This window comes from Gymnodinialimonas phycosphaerae (assembly GCF_019195455.1).
Classification (GTDB): Bacteria; Pseudomonadota; Alphaproteobacteria; order Rhodobacterales; family Rhodobacteraceae; genus Gymnodinialimonas; species Gymnodinialimonas phycosphaerae.
Window position 1 is genome coordinate 1,506,293 of record NZ_JAIMBW010000001.1, and the last position, 18,034, is coordinate 1,524,326.

Below are 18,034 nucleotides of genomic sequence, written 5' to 3' on the forward strand. Positions count from 1 at the left end.
AAGCGCCCCTGCGGGGGACCCACTCCATGGCCCTCCGGGCGAAAGCGCCCCTGCGGGGCGACACCTCACAGCAATAATAGCGCCGCCAGACCAAGGAATGAAAAGAACCCCACGATATCCGTGACAGTCGTCACGAAGGCCCCCGAGGCCAGCGCCGGGTCGATGCGCAAACGGTCCAGAACCACCGGCACAAGGATACCCGCAAGGCCAGCGACCAGTAGGTTGATGATCATTGCCGCCCCAATCACGACGCCCAACATCGGCGTGCCGAACCACACCACGCCCACGATCCCCATCACCACCGCAAAGATCGCGCCGTTGATCAGGCCAACGCCCGCCTCACGCGTGACCACGCGCATCAGGTTCGAGGCTGTCAGGTCCTTCGTCGCAATCGCGCGCACCGCCACGGTCAGGGATTGCGTGCCCGCGTTGCCCCCCATCGACGCCACGATAGGCATCAAGACTGCCAAAGCCACGATGGTCGCCAAGGCGACTTCGAATTGCGCGATCACCAGCGATGCGATGATTGACGTCACAAGGTTCACGAAAAGCCAGGGGAACCGCTGCTTCGTGGTCTCGATGATGCCGTCCGAGAGGCTCGATTCCTCGCCCACACCGGCGAGGCGCAAAATGTCTTCCTCGGCCTCCATGTCCAGCACGATCATCGCATCATCGATGGTGATGACACCAACGAGGCGCCCATCGTCATCCACCACAGGGGCGGAAATCAGGTGATACTGGTTGAAGGCGTAGGCCACCTCTTCCTCGGGCTGAGTGGCCGGAATGGGGCGGAAGCTGTCCTCGGTGATGTCGGTCAGCTTCACCCCGCGCACGGTCGCCAACAACCGCCCCAGCATGACGTACCCCGTTGGCTTCATGCGCGGATCCGTCAGGATCACGTGGTAGAACTCTTCCGGCAACTTACCCGCCTGGCCCCGGATGTAGTCAATCGCCTCCCCCACTGTCCAATGCTCGGGCACGGCCACGATCTCTCGCTGCATCAGGCGGCCGGCGGTATCCTCTGGATAGCTCATCGCGGCCTCGACCGCAGCGCGGTCCGCCGGCTCCAGCGCGTCCAGAATCACCTCGGCCTGGGCCTCGTCCGCGTCTTCCAGCAGGTCGACCACATCGTCGGAGTCCAGCTCCCGCACCGCCACGGCGATCTGCGCGTCGGGCAAGAGGTCCAGGACCTTCTCGCGCAGCCCCTCTTCCAGCTCGGACAAGACCTCGCCGTCAATGCCGCTCGACCAATGGGTCAGCCACGCCTCGCGTTCCGCCGAAGAGACCTGCTCCAACAAGTCCGCGATGTCGGCGGGGTGCAGCGGCTCCATCAACGCATCGATGGCGGCCACATCATGGGTCTCGATCGCCTCGCGCAGGTGCGCGCGCAGGGATTTGTCCAAGGCGTAGGCGTCGCGCGCGTCCTCAGCGATTTCTTCGACGTCCAAAGCCATGTGATACCCCCTGTTACGCGCGTATAAACGGACTAACATGGGGGCAGAGCAAGGGCTATCACCCGACCCAGAAAAACCGGAGGCAACCTTGGCAGAGCGACTGATTTTGGGGCAAGTCCTGGCGTTCGAGGGCGATCCTCGGGCGCTGGGGCTGGCGGCCGCGCGTCATGAGGCACGCGGCGGCGTATTGGTCCGCGATGGGCTGATCCGGGCCGTGGGCGACGGTGCAGCCCTGCGCGCGGCCCATCCCGAGGCGCGTATCACCGATCACGGCGACGCGCTGATCCTGCCTGGCTTCATCGATGCCCACGCCCATTATCCCCAAACCGCGATCATCGCGTCGTGGGGAAAGCGCCTGATCGACTGGCTCAATACCTATACCTTTCCCGAGGAGGCGCGGTTCGGCGACACCACCTATGCCACTGATATTGCTGACAGGTATCTGGATCTTGTGACAGCGAATGGCACAACGACCGTTGCCAGTTACTGCACCATTCACCCGGCGTCCGTGGATGCGATCTTCACCGCCGCGCAGGCACGCGGCATGCGGTTCCTGGCAGGCAAGACCTGCATGGATCGCAACGCGCCAGGCAACCTACGCGACACGGCGCAATCGGCCTTTGATGACAGCAGCGCACTGCTGAAGAATTGGCATGGTCGTGGACGGCTCGGTTACATCATCACGCCCAGGTTCTCTCCGACATCCTCGCCCGAGCAACTCAGTGCACTTGGCGCGCTTTGGGCAGACCATCCCGACTGCCTGATGCAAACCCACCTGTCAGAGCAAGTCGATGAGATCGCATGGGTTCGCAGCCTCTACCCGGACGCCCGCGACTACCTCGACACCTATGAAGCCCACGGGCTTCTGGGCGAAAAGGGCGTTTACGGCCACGCGATACATCTGGAGCCCCGTGAAATCGCCCGCCTGCAAGAGGTTGGCGCCGCCCTGGTCCATTGCCCGACCTCAAACACCTTCATCGGATCGGGTCTGTTCGACATGGGGCTTGCCGACACGATGCCCGTGGGCCTGGCGACGGATACCGGCGGCGGATCCAGCTTCTCGATGCTGCGCACCATGGCGGCCGCCTACGAGGTCGGGCAACTGCGCGGCGAAGCATTGCACCCGGCGGAACTTCTTTGGCGTGCCACCGGAGGCTCTGCGGCAGCTCTGCACCTGCAGGACAAAATCGGTCGCCTCGCGCCGGGGATCGAGGCGGACCTCTGCGTCCTCGACCTTGCCTCAACGCCTGCGATAGCCCAACGCCAAGCACGCGCCAAAACGATATGGGAGGCCGTCTTTCCCACCATCATGATGGGCGACGACCGCGCCATCGCGCAGACTTACATTGCAGGAGAGCCGGTGAAAGCCGTCTAAACCGCGTCTTGCACCGCACCGACGATATCGTCAACGACCGCCGTCATCAGGGCTTCATCCTCGGCCTCGGCCATGACACGAATCAAAGGTTCCGTCCCCGATTTACGGATCAACAGCCGTCCCGCGCCTTTCAACCGCGCCTCGCCTGCCGCAATGGCGGCCTGCACGGCGGGCGCGTCCAGCGGGGTCGCACCGCGCTCGAAGCGGACGTTCTTCAACACCTGTGGCACGGTCTCGAAATTATGGGCAAGGGCGCTGGCGGGCTGGTTCGTGCGGACCATCTCGGCCAGGAATTGCAGGCCCGCGATCAACCCATCGCCGGTGGTAGCGTAGTCGGTCATCACGATGTGGCCCGATTGCTCACCGCCCAGATTGAAGCCACCCAAACGCATCGCCTCGACAACGTGGCGGTCGCCTACCGCCGTGCGGTGCAGTGCGATGTCACTTTCCGCCAAGAACCGCTCCAGCCCGAGGTTGGACATCACCGTTGCTGCCAAGGTGCGCCCCTGCAATCGCCCCTCATTGGCCCAACGTTTGGCAAACAAGGCCATGATCTGGTCGCCGTCGGCAATGGCCCCGGTCTCGTCGATCAAGATCACCCGATCCGCATCCCCGTCGAGGCAGATCCCCACATCGGCGCCCACCTCGCGGATTTTCTCCACCGCCGCCTCGGGCCTGGTCGAGCCGCAGCCGAGGTTGATGTTCAAACCGTTGGGCTCCACGCCAATGCTCACGACTTCGGCACCCAATTCCCAAAGCACGGCAGGCGCTGCTTTGTAGGCGGCACCATTGGCGCAATCGATCACGACCTTCAGTCCGTCAAGCCACAGATCCGTCGGGAAGGTTGATTTCACCCTCTCCAGATAACGGAACAAACCGTCGTCAATACGCTTGGCGCGTCCGATGCTGGTGGCCTGCACGGGCTCCACCCCGTCAAGCGTCATCGCCTCTATCGCCAGTTCGGCGTCATCGTTCAACTTGAACCCGTCAGGTCCAAAAAACTTGATGCCATTGTCCACCGCCGGGTTGTGGCTGGCCGAGATCATCACACCGACGTCGGCACGCATGGAGTGCGTCAGCATTCCCACAGCGGGTGTCGGTACCGGCCCCAGCAGCAGCACATTCATCCCCGTCGAGGTGAAGCCCGCCGTCAGCGCGTTTTCGATCATGTAGCCCGACAGACGCGTGTCCTTGCCGATCACCACACGGTGCGCGGCGGACCCGTCGCGGCGGAAGAACCGCCCCGCCGCAGCCCCCATCTTCAACGCCATCTCGGCGGTCATAGGGTAAGTATTGGCTTGGCCCCTGACACCGTCCGTGCCGAATAGTTTCCGCGACATGATTCGCCTCACCTTATCAAAAATGTTTTTTTACAGTTTGTTATGTGCTGCACGCCAAAGCGCCACCGCCTGTCTGTGCAGGTCTATATCATGGACGCGCAGCACTTGTACGCCCTGGCTCAACGCCCATAGGCCAAGCCCCGCCGATCCGGGTCCGCGCCGGTCCGCCTGCGGCTCGGCGCCCAAGGTGCCGATGAAGCCCTTGCGTGAAACGCCAAGCAAGATCGCGCAGCCAAGACTGTGGAACAATGAGATCCGCTGGATCAGCGCCAGGTTCTGGGCCTGGGTCTTGCCAAATCCAATGCCAGGATCGACCACGATCTTGTCACGACGTACGCCTGCCGCCTCGGCCTGCGCAATCGCCGCATTCAAGCCGTCATAAACATCCAGAAGCACGTCGCCATAGGCGGTTTCCGCCGCAGCCTGCATCGTCTGGGGCGTCGCGATGGAGTGCATCAGGATCAGCGGCGCACCTGTATCAGCCGCAACATCGGCCAGCCGTGGGTCAAACCGCAGGCCCGAGACGTCGTTCAGGATCGCCGCGCCCGCCGCCATACCCGCCTCGGCCACCGCCGCCTTGCGGGTGTCGAGGCTGATCACGATGCCCGTCCCGCGCAGGGCCTCGATCACCGGAGCCGTGCGGGCGATCTCTTCTTGGACCGCCACGTCGTCCGCTCCGGGACGTGTGGATTCCCCCCCGATATCAATCAGATCAGCGCCCTCGGCGACCATTTGATGGGCATGGGCCAGCGCCGTTTTCAGGCCCCCGAACCGCCCCCCGTCCGAAAAACTATCGGGCGTCGTGTTCAATATCCCCATCAAGCGCGGCTTATCTAAGCTCAGACCGGCCAGATCCGCCCGCAGAGCACTGATATTGTGCAAGGTTTTCTCTGGCACGTCGGTCACAGGCACGATGCGCGGCGGGGCGGTGCGGCTCAGACATTCAACGCGGTCGAACCACGCCGCGCCGCCGGCAATCGACAAGCCCGCCTTGGGGCGGGCGGGGTCGAGGCTGGGGATGGGGCGCCAGTAACAAGTCATGCCACGCCGTACCGCGCGCGCTGCGATGGCACAAGCGGCGGAAAAGTCATTTCATTTTCAGTGAAACCGGGGGTCGCACCCCGGCGGTTTCTCTGCCACGATTGGTTATGGACCACGACACACCGCCTTTCCGGACCCTGCGCTTGACCGGGCGCCCACCTGCCCCGCAGGCTCTGCCGCTTTATGGCCGTCTTTTCCCCGACAGCGGACATGACGACCTGAACCGCGACCAACAGGACTGGGCGCGCCATGCGATTGCCCCGTGGACGCTGACCCATGCGGGCCACGACGTCGGGGTTGGGGGGTTCCGCATCGGCTTTGCCGAGGAAGGGTTGGAGGTTCTTTTCCATTTTATTCCAGAGGTTTGGGGCCAAGGCTTGGCGAGCGAGTTCCTCGCGGCCGCCCTTGATCACGCCCGCACCGTCCTGCGCGAAGAACGGTTCTTCGGCACGGTCGCCCATGACGACACCGCGTCCCGGCGGGTGATGGAGAAGGCCGGATTTCAGCCGATCCCGGATGAAGGCACCGCGCGCCTCTTGATGCGGCTTACGTAAGATCGGGCATCGCATCGGCGGCCAAAGCCTCCGCGCCCGGCCCGCCGATGGAGATGACGCGCTGCGCTTCAAATGCCTCTGCCAGCCAACGGGACAACGCCACCGGGTCCGTCACGTCCGTTCCCGGCCCCTCCACCGCGTCGAGCACCAGTTTCGACGGCGCCCAGACGCTGATCTTGCCTTGCCGCATCGCCCAATCAAGTTCGGTCCGGCTTTCAACAACCACGCAACGCGGGTCGCGTGCGGCCAGAACCCACGCCGATTGCTCGATCGCCAGAAGCGCGATGCGCCGTTGTGGCATGGCGTGATCGGCCAGGGGCGACGGCAGGTTCGGCTTATCCACGCACAAGATCAGCGGCGCGTCCGTCCGCGCCAACGCATCCAGAAGGTGTGATAAATCAGGACGATGTATTGCCGCATCCGAGAGGTAGACCACAATCGGATGGGGCGCGGCGTCGGCCAAAAGGCGCACGCGGCGCCGCTCTTGGGGCGCCTCCCGCAAGATCTCGACCCCTAACGTGTAGGGGCCGCGGTCCAATTTGCCGATGCGCACGAAGACTCGCGCCGCCAGCGGATGCTCCAGAATGCCGTCGGCAATGCGCGCGGCAAGCGTCTCCAGCAGGTTGACCCTCTCCGCCGCCAGGGCCGCGTCGATCACTTCGGAAATCGTGTCGTAGCTCAGGATCCGGTCCACGTCATCGGTGGCGCTTTCGGCCCGCGTCTCCACCTCGACGACGACGTCGAATTGGATCTTCTGGGTCACGCCCCGCTCGGCCTGAAACGCCCCGATCTCGACCTCGCGGATATGGTCCGTCATCGAAATCCGGTCGCGCGGCGTGTCAGCGGCGGTGGCCTTCGCCCGCTCGGACGGGTGGCTGAAGGCTTGTGTGATCTCGTCGGTCATAGCAGGTCCCCAAGTACGGTTTGGGGCCGTCTATCACAGGCACCGGCCTCGGAAAGGGCCAGCTTCCGGCGTCCATGGGTCAAAAGCCGACGCCCGTCAGTATTGTTGGCGATAGAAGCGGTGAATCCCGATCTCGGTGGTGCGCGGGTAGACGCTGGCCCACCGGGGGTTGACCCAATCGGCGTGATAATGCGTGGCACCCGCCGTCAGGTCCCGCGGCGCGCCGTCGATCATGATGCGTGCGATGTGCCCTAGACGATGCATGGCGGCCGCATCGCTCATCTCTTCCGAGCGACCATCGCAGGTATAGGTGAATTGGCAGGCGAATTGGCGGCCGGTTCCTTGGGTGATCACGCCGCAGATCGTGTCCGGATAATTCGCGGCATCAACGCGGTTCAGGATCACTTCGGCAACGGCATATTGGCCTTCGATCGGCTCCCCGCGCGCTTCGAAATAGAGCGCTTCGGTCAGGCACTGCCATTGGGCGCCGCCGCGGGGCGCGCGCAGGGCGTCCAACTCGGCCACATCCATGATGCGGCGGTCATTTTGCGCCCGTTCCGCATCAAACGCCGACCCGATCCGGCGCAACCGGCTGGCCGACAGACCGGACAGAGACGCCGCCTCCATCCCCATCAATTGATCCAGAACGCCCGAGAGGCCATTGGCCGAGGCCGATGTGCCAAGCGTCACATCCATCGCCGACACATTCTGCGCAACAGCACCTGTCGCTGCACACATCGCCATGATGCCTGCGGCAATCGCAGACAGAGACCGTACCTTCATCACTGCACCCTTCCAACGGAAATTTCGGGCTCCATTCTGATGCGAAGCCTCGCCGATCTTCTTTGCGGGGTGGTTAACCGATTTTAAGAAAATGACAAAACGCGCCCTGAATCCTGCGCAAACGCCGGAAGCGACCGCAAGATTTAGTCATTCCCGTTAAAGTTAAGCTTTAATGTCGCCACTCAATCCATTGTCTTTAATAGCAAATTGAGCGGCGGCAAGCTTTGCGACGGGAACCCGGAACGGAGAGCAGGAAACATAGTCAAACCCCGCCTTGCGCGAAAAGTCGACCGAGTCCGGATGACCGCCGTGTTCGCCGCACAGCGCAAGCGTCAGATCCGGGCGTGCCGTGCGGCCCCGCTCTGCCCCCAGATGCATCAATTCGCCCACGCCGTCTATGTCGAGCTGCCGGAACGGGTCTTCTGGATAGACCCCCTGTTGCACATAAGCCGACATGAACCGCCCCGCGTCATCACGCGACAGGCCATAGGTCATCTGGGTCAAATCGTTGGTTCCAAATGACAAAAATGCTGCATGTTCGGCAATTTCCCCGGCGCGCAGGGCCGCGCGCGGTGTTTCCACCATGACGCCAAGACGGTAGGTGAAATCACTGCCTGTCTTGGACCGGACCTCGGACGCGATGGCATCGACGGAGGCTTTCACCAATTCCACCTCGCGACGGGCAGAGACCAGCGGGATCATGATCTCCGGCACCACCGGCGCCCCCTTTCTGGACGACGTCACCGTCGCCTCAAAAATCGCACGGGCCTGCATTTCATAGATCTCGGGAACGGTAATGCCCAACCGGACCCCGCGCATCCCCAGCATCGGGTTGAATTCCTGAAGCGCCTCGATCCGCTGCGCCACCCGGCTCACGGGCAGATCCAACGCCTCGGCAAGCGCACGGATGCCGTCGCGATCACGGGGCAGAAATTCGTGCAGGGGCGGGTCGAAGAGGCGGATCGTGACGGGCTGCCCCTTCATCAACTCGAACAGCTGGATGAAGTCGTCGCGCTGCATCGGTAACAGACGGTCCAGCGAGGCGGCACGATCGCCTGCGTTTTCGGCAAAGATCATCTCGCGCATCACCGTCATGCGATTGCTGTCGAAGAACATGTGCTCGGTCCGGCACAAGCCAATGCCATCGACCCCGAAGCGCTGCGCCATGGCGGCATCCTCAGGCGTGTCGGCATTGGCGCGAATACCGATATCACGGAATTCGTCGGCCCATTCCATCAGTGTGGCAAAGGCCCCGCCTAGTGCCGGTTCCACCATCTCGGCCGCGCCCACGAGGACTTCCCCGGCAGAGCCGTCGAGCGTGATGATATCCCCCTCATGGAACACCTTACGCCCCGGAACGGTGACGGTTTTCTTGCGATGATCGAGCTGTAGTTGCGTGGCACCGGCCACACAGGGCAGACCCAAACCGCGTGCAATCACCGCCGCGTGGGAGGTCACGCCGCCGCGTTCCGTCAGGATCGCCTGGGCCGCGTGCATGCCGCGAATATCCTCGGGCGAGGTCTCTCGGCGCACCAGAATACAGGGCTCGCCCCGGGCGCTGGCGGCTTGCGCCGCCGCAGCCGAGAACACGATCTTGCCAGTCGCCGCCCCCGGCGCGGCCGGGATGCCCGTGGTCAACACATCGCGCACGGCACCCGCTTTCACCTGCCGGTGCAACAACCCGTTGAGCGTGAACGGCGGAATCCGAAGCAGCGCTTCTTCGCGCGGGATCACGCCGTCGTTGGCCAAGGCCACGGCAATCTCGACCTCGGCGCGCGCCGAGCGGGGCGTCCGCACCGCGTCGAGGATCGACAAGGCGCCGTCCATCAGCGTGAATTCGATCTGCATTTCCTCGCGCAGCCGCATCCGCATCAGCCCGTGAGCATCGCGCAGGGCCTGCACCTGGTCGGGGGCCACATCCTCCAGAGCGGGTCCGCGCGGATCGCTTTCAATGAATTGTGCCGCGCCCTCGGTCAGGGCCTGACGCCCCTGCCCGCGCGGAAGATAACGGCCGGTGATTTGCGGCTCTCCGGTATCGCTTGAGACGAACTGCACCACCCCCGCGCCGGAGATTCCGCCGCCAAAGGTTCCGGGCGCCGGCCCTAGTGCCATCTGTTGAACCACCAGCCCCAGCCCCGCATCAGCAGGCGCACCCTGGGCCTGACGCAACAGGCGAGCCGTCGTGCCCTCCCACGCCCGCGCCATGGAGCGCAGAACCTCGGCCAGTTGCACCGTGGTGTCCTGGGGAAACGCCTCCTCCATCTCGGCCTCATAGGCCTGTTTGGCAAGGCGTGGCGTGATCGGGTTTTCGAACTCCTCGGCGTCCAACCGGTGCACATCCACGGCGTAGGAGCGGATGAAGCCGGTGTAGACCGCGCCCGCGACATCTGGGCCATGGGTCTTGGCCAATGCATCGGCCGTCGCGTCACACATGCCGACGTTCAGGATCGTGCCCGGCCCGCCCCAATCCGACGTCTCCGACGACGAGCGCACCGACAGCAGCGCCCCGGGACCGAAAATGCCGACAAGGGCCGCCAGATCTGGCATCTTGCCGTCGGCGATGGCGCGCACGGTGTCGAAGCTTAGCGCGACCGTATGGGGCACCGGCATCTCCAGCCGCGCGAGGCGCTGCAGGCATTTCGCACGGTTGCCGTGCCGATGCGTGCGAATATCGGCGGTCGGCGTGATCTCGGTGAAATCGGGCGTGGTAAGCATGGGACCGGGGCTCAAGTATTGATATCCCCGGAAGATACAACCCGAAGGGTGTGTGTCCAGTTAAGCGGGCCGCTTTAAGACAGTTTACCGCAGAGGTGTTGCTGCATCGCGGCGAGCGGACCCTGCGCCCTACCCCTCGATTTTCCCCAGATCCGCGACTGATCCACAAATCTCTGCTATATCGTGAAGCAAATTCAGACGGTTGCGGCGGATGATATCATTGTCGGCATTGACCTGGACGGCCTCGAAGAAGGCATCGATGGGCGCACGCAGCTTGGCCATTTCAGTCATCGCGTCTTCAAACCGTTCCTCGGCCAATGCTGGCGCAATGGCTTTCCGAGCCCCCTCAAGGGCGGCGAACAGTGCGCGCTCCTCGTCGGTTTCCGCGTATTTGACATCCGCGCCATAGCGATATTCGACGCCGTCCTTCTGTTCGGCCTGGGCCAGGATATTGGCCGAGCGCTTGTAGCCCTGGATCAGGTTCTCGCCGTCCGGGGTGTCGAGGAAGGCTTGCAAGGCGCGGGCGCGGGCGACGACGAGGGTAAGGTCGTCGGTCGGCGGCATGGAAAGCGCCGCGTCGATAACGTCATGGCGGATGTTTTCGGCCTTGAGGTGGACCTTGAGGCGATCGTGGAAGAAGGCGAGGAGGTCTTGAGAAATCTCTGGCACAAACTTCTTGGCGTCCCTGACAATGTCTTCCTCAATCTCTGGGGATATTCTCTCGAAATACTCGTCGATCTCATCAGAAATGAAGTCGTAACCTTCCGCGTGGGCTGCTCGAGCAAACTTCTCAAACGGTTGCTTTTCGCTTCCAAACTTCGCGAGTCCAAATCGAAAACTCACTTCACTCTTAATGAGTTTGAACAATTCGACGCGGTGACCCGACGACAAAACAATCCGAATAACCCCCAACGCCGCGCGCCGCAGCGCGAACGGATCTTTTGACCCCGTGGGCTTCTCGTCAATCGCCCAGAACCCCGTCAGCAGGTCCAGCTTGTCGGCCAGCGCGACGGCCACCGAAAGCGGCGCTGTCGGCACGTCATCCGTCGGGCCCAAAGGCGCGTAGTGCTCTTCAGCCACCGCCGCGATGGCCGGGTCCAGCCCGGCCTCCAGCGCGTAGTATTTGCCCATCGTGCCTTGCAGTTCAGGGAACTCGAAGACCATTTCCGAGGACAGATCGGCCTTTGCAATCCGCGCCGCCGTTTCCGCTGCCGTGGGGTCCGCGCCGACCATTGACGCGATCTCTCGCGCCAAGGCCGCGATGCGCTCCACCCGCTCGGCCTGGCTCCCCAAACGCCGCTCGAACGTCACGTTTTCCAACGCTTTGCGCCATGCGTCCATGCCATCTCGAGCGACGCGCAAGTCGTTGTCCCAGAAGAACTTTCCGTCCGCCAGACGGGCGAACAGGACCTTGGCGTTGCCGGCGATGATCGTCTCGCCGTGGTCCGCCGTCTCGCGGTTGGCGACAGTAATGAACCGCTCAATCCGGCCCGTTGCCGGATTGCGGACCGAGAAAAACTTCTGGTGCTCACGCATGGAGGTTTGAAGCACCTCCGCCGGAAGCCCGAGGAAATCCTCGGCAATCTCGCCCATCAGCACGACGGGCCATTCCACGAGGCCCGCGACCTCAGCCAGAAGGCCCGCATCTTCCACAACCTCCAACCCTGCCGCGAAGGCCATATTGGTGGCATCGTGCCAGATCGCGTCGGATCGGTCCTGCGCGGACAGTACCACCTTCGCCGCACGCAACTTCGCCGAGTAATCCTCAAAGGAGGAGACCGTAAAACGCCCCGGCGCCATGAAGCGATGGCCTTCCGTGGTGTTGCCCGCCGCGATGCCGTCCACGTCGAACGGCACGACTTCGGCGCCGTCTTCGCGGGTCAAAAGGCACAGGATAGACTGCAACGGCCGCACCCAACGCAGGCTGCCCGTGCCCCAGCGCATCGACTTGGGCCAAGGGAAATTGCGGATCACCTGTGGGATCACGTCCGCGATGATGTCAGCCGCCGGGCGGCCTTGGGTCGTGACCTTCGCGTAATAGAAGCTGCCCTTCTTCTCTTCGCGCTCTTCCAGATCGCCGCGTGCGACCCCTGCGCCCCGCAGAAAGCCTTCCAACGCCTTTTCCGGTGCGCCCACCTTGGGGCCCCGGCGTTCTTCCACCGTTGTGGGCGAGGCGTCATTCAAACCTTCCAGCGCCAGGACAAGGCGGCGGGGCGTCACGAAGGTGCCGGCGGACGCGTAGGTCAACCCGGCCTCGACCAGGCCGTCGGTCACCAGCCGCTTGAGGTCCGCAGCGGCGCGCGCCTGCATGCGGGCGGGGATTTCCTCGGAGAAGAGTTCCAACAGAAGATCAGGCATGGGACTTACTCCAAAGTGCCGTTGAGTTGCGTCCAGGCGTAGCCGCGCCCGTCGGGAAAGATGGCCACCACGCGGTCAACGCCGCGCGCAATTTCGCGGGTGGCAAGATAGGCTTGTGCCTCTCCGGCCTCCAGCGCTGAGCCGATGGCTTCTGCATCGAAGCAGTTGAACCATCGCGGCGCCGTCAGCGGCGTGGGCGTATCATAGGCCATCGCATCAGACTGAAAGCGCTCAAGAATTTCGCCAGACAGCCCAAAGCACGCCCGGAACCGTAGCGGAGAGGTATCGGCGTCGATGGCTTGCGCGGCATCCAGGGCCAGGTCGATCTCTGCCCCGCTTGCCAGCGTGATCGGCAGCACATTCAAATCCACACGCTCATAGTAGGCGCGCACAACGAACCACCAGAGCGCCGCGCCGAAAAGCACTGTCACTCCCAGGATCACAATAACGATGAGGCGGCCTGCGGTCATTGGACCTCCGCCCCGCCCGCCGCTGTCTGCACGAAGGCATCGGCGCACATCTTCGTCAGCGTGCGCACACGACCGATGTAGGCTTGGCGTTCGGTGACGGAAATCACGCCGCGCGCGTCCAGAAGGTTGAACAGATGGCTGGCCTTGATCGCCTGATCATAGGCCGGGTGCACCATGATGATGTGCTTGCCGGTCTTGGGATCGACGGCCTCATGGTCCAGCAATTGCTGGCACTCGGCCTCGGCGTCCTCGAAATGGCGCAAAAGCGCCTCCGTGGTGGCGGCATCGAAATTGTGGCGCGAGTATTCTTCCTCGGTCTGGCGGAACACATCGCCATAACTCAGCGGAATGGGCGCGTCGGGATCGTTGTAGGGCATGTCCATGACGTGATCGATGCCAAGGATGTAGATCGCCAGACGCTCCAACCCATAGGTCAACTCGCCCGAGACAGGGTGGCAATCATGGCCGCCCACCTGCTGGAAATAGGTGAACTGCGACACTTCCATGCCGTCGCACCAGACCTCCCACCCCAGGCCCCATGCGCCAAGCGTCGGGCTTTCCCAATCGTCCTCTACAAAACGGATGTCGTGCAGATCGGTGTCGATGCCGATGGCACGCAAAGAGCCAAGGTAGAGGTCTTGCAAGTCAGGCGGCGACGGTTTGATGATCACCTGGTACTGGTAATAGTGCTGTAACCGGTTCGGATTTTCGCCATAGCGCCCGTCCGTCGGGCGGCGCGAGGGCTGCACGTAGGCCGCCGTCCACGGTTTGGACCCCAACGAGCGCAGGGTTGTGGCGGGGTGGAACGTACCCGCACCGACCTCCATGTCATAAGGCTGCATGATCGCGCTGCCCTTGCCCGCCCAGTAGGCTTGCAAGCGCAGAATGATCTCCTGGAAGGACCGGGGGCGGGTGGGCTCTGTCATCTTGAAGGGCTCCGGGTGGGATGATTTGGCGCGATGACTAGACGGGGTGGGGGCCGTGGTCAATCAAAGGGGAAGGAATGGCGCGCGGCGGTCGGCAATGCCCCTGCCCCGGCCGCGCCAAATGGATGGCAGCGTCAACCACCTGCCGCATCTGTGCCACGCCCCGGCGCGGGACATGTGGAAAACTATTGCAAAACAGGGTGCAATCGACGCAAAGCGTGGATAAGTTGCCGCTTGGGCCGCATATAGCGCGGCTCATGCGCACATTAGAATTAAAGACAGGGTTTCGGGTTAGACATGGCGATGCGGTTTTTGCAGGGTTTCTTGGCCCTTGTTTTTGTGGTTTTCGGGGTGATCGGCGGGCTCAGCAGCAGCGCCCAGGCGCAGAACCAGGTTTGGGTCCAGATCGAGGCGCATCCCAACCTCACCACGGCAGAGCAGCGTGTGCGCGCCTACTCGCAACTGGTGGAAAACGTGAATGGATTTCGCGCGACCACGGGCCTTTATGCGGTGGCTTTGGGCCCCTACGACCCCGATACGGGTCGGCTGGTGTTGCAACAGCTTCTGGGCCAGGGCCTGATCCCGCGCGACAGTTTCCTTGAGGACGGTGATCTTTACGCGACACAGTTCTTCCCCGTAGCGGCAAGCGCGTTGGAAGAGGCCCCTGAAACCCCGGCAGAAACAGCGACCGAGACGCCGGTCGAGGAAGTTGCAGCCCCCGTCGTGCTGGACGAGACCCCGCAAGAGGCGCGCCAGTCCGAGGCCCAATTGACCCGTGAGGAACGCGACCAGTTGCAAATCGCCCTGCAATGGTTCGGCTTCTACACCGGCGGCATCGACGGCGCCTTTGGCCCCGGCACCCGCGGCTCCATGCAGGCCTATCAGACCGACCGCGGGATGGAGCCTACTGGCATCCTGACAACGCGCCAGCGCGCCCAATTGCTGGACGAATACCAAGGCGAGTTAAGCGCGCTTGGCATGCGCAACGTGCTGGACCAGCGCGCAGGCATTCAGATGGACCTGCCCATGGCGATGGTTCGCTTTGACAGCTACAACTTCCCCTTCGCCCAATATGAAGAGGTGAACGACAGCGGCGTCCGCGTCATGTTGATCAGCCAGCCCGGCGATCGCGCCACGCTTTTCGGCCTCTATGAGATCATGCAGACCCTCGACATCGTGCCGCTGGAAGGCGCGCGCGAACGCGGCAGTGACAGGTTCACGCTGACCGGCCAATCCGCCACCCTGCGCAGCCATACCGAGGCCCGCCTTGTAGGCGGTGCCGTCAAGGGCTTCACCCTGATCTGGGAACCCTCTGCCGACGCCCAAATGGAGCGTGTCCTGCCGATGATGCAATCCAGCTTCGCCGCCGTCGACGGCACGTTGGATCCCGCCGCCGTGCCCGAGGGCCTGGACGAGAGCATCGACATGGTTTCGGGCCTGACGGTGCGCCGCCCCGATATCGTGCGTACGGGCTTCTTTCTCGACAGCCAGGGCACGGTCCTGACGACCACGGAAGTCGCCGGCCAATGCGGTCAGATCCTGATCGACAATGCCTATGAGGCAACTGTCAGCTACCGCGACGACGCCCTTGGCATTGCCGTTTTGACGCCAAGTCAAGCGCTTGCCCCCTTGGGATTTGCGCAATTGGCGGCGGATCCCGCGCGTCTACGGGCCGATATCGCCGTGGCCGGCTACCCCTTCGGCGGCGCGTTGTCTTCCGCCTCGACGTCGTTCGGCTCGCTGGCCGAGCTGAGCGGCGTAAACGGAGAGGACACGGTCCAACGCCTGTCTGTGAATACTGCCGATACAGAGGCCGGTGGCCCGGTCCTCGATCTCTCGGGCAATGTCATCGGCATGGTTCTGCCAGGCGTTGTCGGCGACCGCACCTTGCCCTCTGACGTAACCCTCGCGTTGCGGGCCGATCAACTGATCGGCGAGTTGCAGGCGGCGGGTGTCAGCGTGACGCTGGCGCAGCCCACCGGTGTGCTCAACCGCGAGAACGTCAGCCGCGAAGCGCAGGACATGACGGTGCGCGTCAGCTGCTGGAACTAAGCGGACGCCCCAAGCCCCCTCGGGCGGCCCGGAACGCGTTTCGGCAAGGATTGAAACAATCGGCCGGACCCCATGTCGGGGCTCCGGCCGTTTTATTTGCACGTGCCCGATCGCGCCCTTCCCCTTGCAGCCCCCCGATATATGTTGCATCCCGACGCGACGAAAAATCATAGAGATTGAGGGCACCATGGCCGACGGCACCAGCTTGAGCATCGATGCAAAACCCACCGAGGAATACTCGGTCCGTGAGGTCTTCGGCATCGATTCCGATATGAAAGTAAAGGGTTTTGCCGAGCCGACAGACCGCGTCCCCGAGATCGATTCGACCTATAAATTCGACCCCGACACGACCTTGGCGATCCTGGCAGGCTTCGGCTGGAACCGCCGCGTGATGGTGCAGGGTTACCACGGAACGGGTAAATCCACGCACATCGAACAGGTCGGCGCGCGCCTGAACTGGCCGACGGTGCGGGTGAACCTCGACAGTCACATCTCCCGGATCGACCTGATCGGCAAGGATGCGATCAAGCTGCGCGACGGCAAGCAAGTGACGGAATTCCATGAAGGAATCCTGCCATGGGCCCTGCGCAACCCGGTTGCGATCGTGTTCGACGAATATGACGCGGGCCGCGCCGACGTGATGTTCGTGATCCAGCGCGTGTTAGAGACGGACGGCAAACTGACGCTGATGGACCAGAACGAGATTATCACGCCGAACCCTTTTTTCCGTTTGTTTGCAACGGCTAATACCGTGGGTCTGGGCGACACGACCGGCCTCTACCACGGCACCCAGCAGATCAACCAGGCGCAGATGGACCGCTGGAGCCTTGTGGCGACGTTGAACTATCTGTCTCACGATGCAGAGGTGAACATCGTTTTGGCCAAGCAGCCCCATTACAACACCGAGGCAGGCCGCAAGACGATGAACCAGATGGTTACCGTGGCCGATCTGACGCGCACCGCCTTCATGAACGGCGAACTCAGCACCGTGATGTCGCCCCGGACGGTCATCAACTGGGCTCAGAACGCCGAGATCTTCCGCGACGTGGGCTACGCTTTCCGCGTGTCTTTCCTCAACAAATGCGATGAGTTGGAGCGTCAGACGGTGGCCGAGTTCTACCAGCGCTGCTTCGATGAAGAGCTGCCCGAAAGCGCGGCATCGATGTCGCTTGGCTGATGCAAGCAGGACCAAACCCCGCCGCCCCGTGGCGTGGTGGGTCTTGGTCACCTTCGTCTGCCTGATGACCCTGCAAACCGGGCCTGTCCTCTATATCGCGGTCGAGCAGGACCGCTTGGCAGGCTTCGATTGGGCGGGCTTCACAGGCTACTCCCTCGGTTATGTGGCGGTGCCCATGGCGGTTGGCTGTTTGGGCCTCCTCTACCGCCGCCGGGCGGGACCAGCTTTTTTTCTTGTGTCGGTCGTCGTGTTTTTCTTTGCCAGCTTCGGCAATCTGGCGACCTATTGAGACGACGGCATGGTCCTGCGGGACCAAGGCGAAGCTATTTCCCCTCGACGACGCCAGCGTCCCGTGGCCTAATCCTGCCGTGAAACGCCTTGTTCTTCTGCCCCTCCTGCCCGCGGTGGCCGCCTTGGTCGCGTGCGCGCCCACCTATTCACCCGGCCAGTCCGTGACACTGGCCGATGGGGAGATCTGTACCGTGCTTGGCCGCGTGTCCCAAGGCACACGGCTCGATTGCCCGACCCGCGGCGTCATCGTGGCGGACATTCAAACGCCAAACATCAACGAGCAACTCAACCCGGAAATCGCCCCCGGCATCCAGTTGAGCGATGTGCCCGGCGTGCCCAACATCCCCGTTATCCCGCTGACCCAGGCCGAGGCTGAATGCCGTGCGGGGCAATACGCTCAGAACCGGGTGCGCGGCGCCGCCGAAGGGGCGGTGCTGGGGGCGATCGGCCTGCCCGGTAACACCCTGGGCATCATCCGTCGCAGCCAGCGCATCGCCGCCCGGATCGAGGGCCGCCCCAACGCCGCCACGGCAGATCCCTGCGCCAACCTCTGATCCCCGCGCAAACAGGAATTTGCAAATTCCTGCCAACGCC

15 protein-coding genes are annotated in these 18,034 nt (G+C 63.2%); 6 read left to right on the forward strand and 9 right to left on the reverse strand.

Annotated features, from left to right (window positions below; all coding sequences use genetic code 11):
- Nucleotides 1-65: 65 nt before the first annotated feature.
- On the reverse strand, nucleotides 66-1,454 hold the full coding sequence (gene mgtE, locus KUL25_RS07375) for a magnesium transporter (protein WP_257892354.1): 1,389 nt from the start codon (nucleotides 1,452-1,454) through the stop codon (nucleotides 66-68).
- A gap of 88 nt (nucleotides 1,455-1,542) precedes the next feature.
- On the opposite strand from mgtE, the gene guaD reads away from it, so the two are divergent.
- The gene (gene guaD, locus KUL25_RS07380; RefSeq protein ID WP_257892355.1) at nucleotides 1,543-2,829 is read left to right on the forward strand and encodes a guanine deaminase; all 1,287 of its coding nucleotides are present in this window, start codon (nucleotides 1,543-1,545) and stop codon (nucleotides 2,827-2,829) included.
- On the opposite strand, the gene glmM is transcribed toward guaD, so the two are convergent.
- Nucleotides 2,826-4,169 carry a phosphoglucosamine mutase gene (glmM, locus tag KUL25_RS07385; RefSeq protein ID WP_257892356.1) on the reverse strand — a complete coding sequence of 448 codons (1,344 nt, stop codon included), beginning with the start codon at nucleotides 4,167-4,169 and terminating at the stop codon, nucleotides 2,826-2,828. The two genes, guaD and glmM, sit on opposite strands and share 4 nt — an antisense overlap.
- Before the next feature lie 30 nt (nucleotides 4,170-4,199).
- A complete protein-coding gene (gene folP, locus KUL25_RS07390; RefSeq protein WP_257892357.1) occupies nucleotides 4,200-5,210 on the reverse strand; it encodes a dihydropteroate synthase in 1,011 nt (336 codons plus the stop codon).
- Nucleotides 5,211-5,317: 107 nt separating this feature from the next.
- Between folP and KUL25_RS07395 the strand changes: the two genes are divergently transcribed.
- A complete protein-coding gene (locus tag KUL25_RS07395) occupies nucleotides 5,318-5,764 on the forward strand; it encodes a GNAT family N-acetyltransferase (protein WP_257892358.1) in 447 nt (148 codons plus the stop codon).
- Here the strand turns inward: KUL25_RS07395 and KUL25_RS07400 are convergent.
- The 6 genes from KUL25_RS07400 to KUL25_RS07425 all read right to left on the reverse strand — a co-directional run bounded on the left by KUL25_RS07400 (nucleotide 5,757) and on the right by KUL25_RS07425 (nucleotide 13,920).
- Complete coding sequence (locus tag KUL25_RS07400) at nucleotides 5,757-6,668, reverse strand: dihydroneopterin aldolase (RefSeq protein WP_257892359.1); 912 nt, start codon at nucleotides 6,666-6,668, stop codon at nucleotides 5,757-5,759. The genes KUL25_RS07395 and KUL25_RS07400 overlap by 8 nt on opposite strands.
- A gap of 96 nt (nucleotides 6,669-6,764) precedes the next feature.
- Nucleotides 6,765-7,451 carry a cell wall hydrolase gene (locus KUL25_RS07405; protein WP_257892360.1) on the reverse strand — a complete coding sequence of 229 codons (687 nt, stop codon included), beginning with the start codon at nucleotides 7,449-7,451 and terminating at the stop codon, nucleotides 6,765-6,767.
- Between the two features lie 162 nt (nucleotides 7,452-7,613).
- Entirely contained in the window at nucleotides 7,614-10,166 is a 2,553-nt protein-coding gene (locus tag KUL25_RS07410) for a pyruvate, phosphate dikinase (protein ID WP_257892361.1), read from the reverse strand.
- A 129-nt stretch (nucleotides 10,167-10,295) separates the two neighbouring features.
- Nucleotides 10,296-12,524 (reverse strand): glycine--tRNA ligase subunit beta, encoded by a 2,229-nt coding sequence (gene glyS / locus KUL25_RS07415; protein ID WP_257892362.1) that lies wholly within the window; start codon nucleotides 12,522-12,524, stop codon nucleotides 10,296-10,298.
- A 5-nt stretch (nucleotides 12,525-12,529) separates the two neighbouring features.
- Nucleotides 12,530-12,994, reverse strand: a complete 465-nt coding sequence (locus KUL25_RS07420) for a DUF6446 family protein (RefSeq protein WP_257892363.1) — start codon at nucleotides 12,992-12,994, stop codon at nucleotides 12,530-12,532.
- The gene (locus tag KUL25_RS07425) at nucleotides 12,991-13,920 is read right to left on the reverse strand and encodes a glycine--tRNA ligase subunit alpha (RefSeq protein ID WP_257892364.1); all 930 of its coding nucleotides are present in this window, start codon (nucleotides 13,918-13,920) and stop codon (nucleotides 12,991-12,993) included. Before KUL25_RS07425 ends, KUL25_RS07420 begins: the two co-directional genes overlap by 4 nt.
- A gap of 324 nt (nucleotides 13,921-14,244) precedes the next feature.
- Between KUL25_RS07425 and KUL25_RS07430 the strand changes: the two genes are divergently transcribed.
- The 4 genes from KUL25_RS07430 to KUL25_RS07445 all read left to right on the forward strand — a co-directional run bounded on the left by KUL25_RS07430 (nucleotide 14,245) and on the right by KUL25_RS07445 (nucleotide 17,994).
- Nucleotides 14,245-15,972, forward strand: a complete 1,728-nt coding sequence (locus tag KUL25_RS07430; RefSeq protein ID WP_257892365.1) for a serine protease — start codon at nucleotides 14,245-14,247, stop codon at nucleotides 15,970-15,972.
- A 187-nt stretch (nucleotides 15,973-16,159) separates the two neighbouring features.
- Nucleotides 16,160-17,149: a cobaltochelatase subunit CobS gene (cobS, locus tag KUL25_RS07435; protein ID WP_257892366.1), complete on the forward strand. Its 990-nt coding sequence runs from the start codon at nucleotides 16,160-16,162 to the stop codon at nucleotides 17,147-17,149.
- A complete protein-coding gene (locus KUL25_RS07440; protein ID WP_257892367.1) occupies nucleotides 17,142-17,438 on the forward strand; it encodes a hypothetical protein in 297 nt (98 codons plus the stop codon). Before cobS ends, KUL25_RS07440 begins: the two co-directional genes overlap by 8 nt.
- A 79-nt stretch (nucleotides 17,439-17,517) precedes the next feature.
- A complete protein-coding gene (locus KUL25_RS07445; RefSeq protein ID WP_257892368.1) occupies nucleotides 17,518-17,994 on the forward strand; it encodes a hypothetical protein in 477 nt (158 codons plus the stop codon).
- Nucleotides 17,995-18,034 lie beyond the last annotated feature (40 nt).

Bases quoted from the DNA above. Each gene is read 5' to 3' on its own strand.
- mgtE (WP_257892354.1), bottom strand. From the start codon at position 1,454: ATGGCTTTGGACGTCGAAGAAATCGCTGAGGACGCGCGCGACGCCTAC.
- glmM (WP_257892356.1), bottom strand. From the start codon at position 4,169: ATGTCGCGGAAACTATTCGGCACGGACGGTGTCAGGGGCCAAGCCAAT.
- folP (WP_257892357.1), bottom strand. From the start codon at position 5,210: ATGACTTGTTACTGGCGCCCCATCCCCAGCCTCGACCCCGCCCGCCCC.
- KUL25_RS07395 (WP_257892358.1), top strand. From the start codon at position 5,318: ATGGACCACGACACACCGCCTTTCCGGACCCTGCGCTTGACCGGGCGC.
- KUL25_RS07400 (WP_257892359.1), bottom strand. From the start codon at position 6,668: ATGACCGACGAGATCACACAAGCCTTCAGCCACCCGTCCGAGCGGGCG.
- KUL25_RS07405 (WP_257892360.1), bottom strand. From the start codon at position 7,451: ATGAAGGTACGGTCTCTGTCTGCGATTGCCGCAGGCATCATGGCGATG.
- KUL25_RS07410 (WP_257892361.1), bottom strand. From the start codon at position 10,166: ATGCTTACCACGCCCGATTTCACCGAGATCACGCCGACCGCCGATATT.
- glyS (WP_257892362.1), bottom strand. From the start codon at position 12,524: ATGCCTGATCTTCTGTTGGAACTCTTCTCCGAGGAAATCCCCGCCCGC.
- KUL25_RS07420 (WP_257892363.1), bottom strand. From the start codon at position 12,994: ATGACCGCAGGCCGCCTCATCGTTATTGTGATCCTGGGAGTGACAGTG.
- KUL25_RS07425 (WP_257892364.1), bottom strand. From the start codon at position 13,920: ATGACAGAGCCCACCCGCCCCCGGTCCTTCCAGGAGATCATTCTGCGC.
- cobS (WP_257892366.1), top strand. From the start codon at position 16,160: ATGGCCGACGGCACCAGCTTGAGCATCGATGCAAAACCCACCGAGGAA.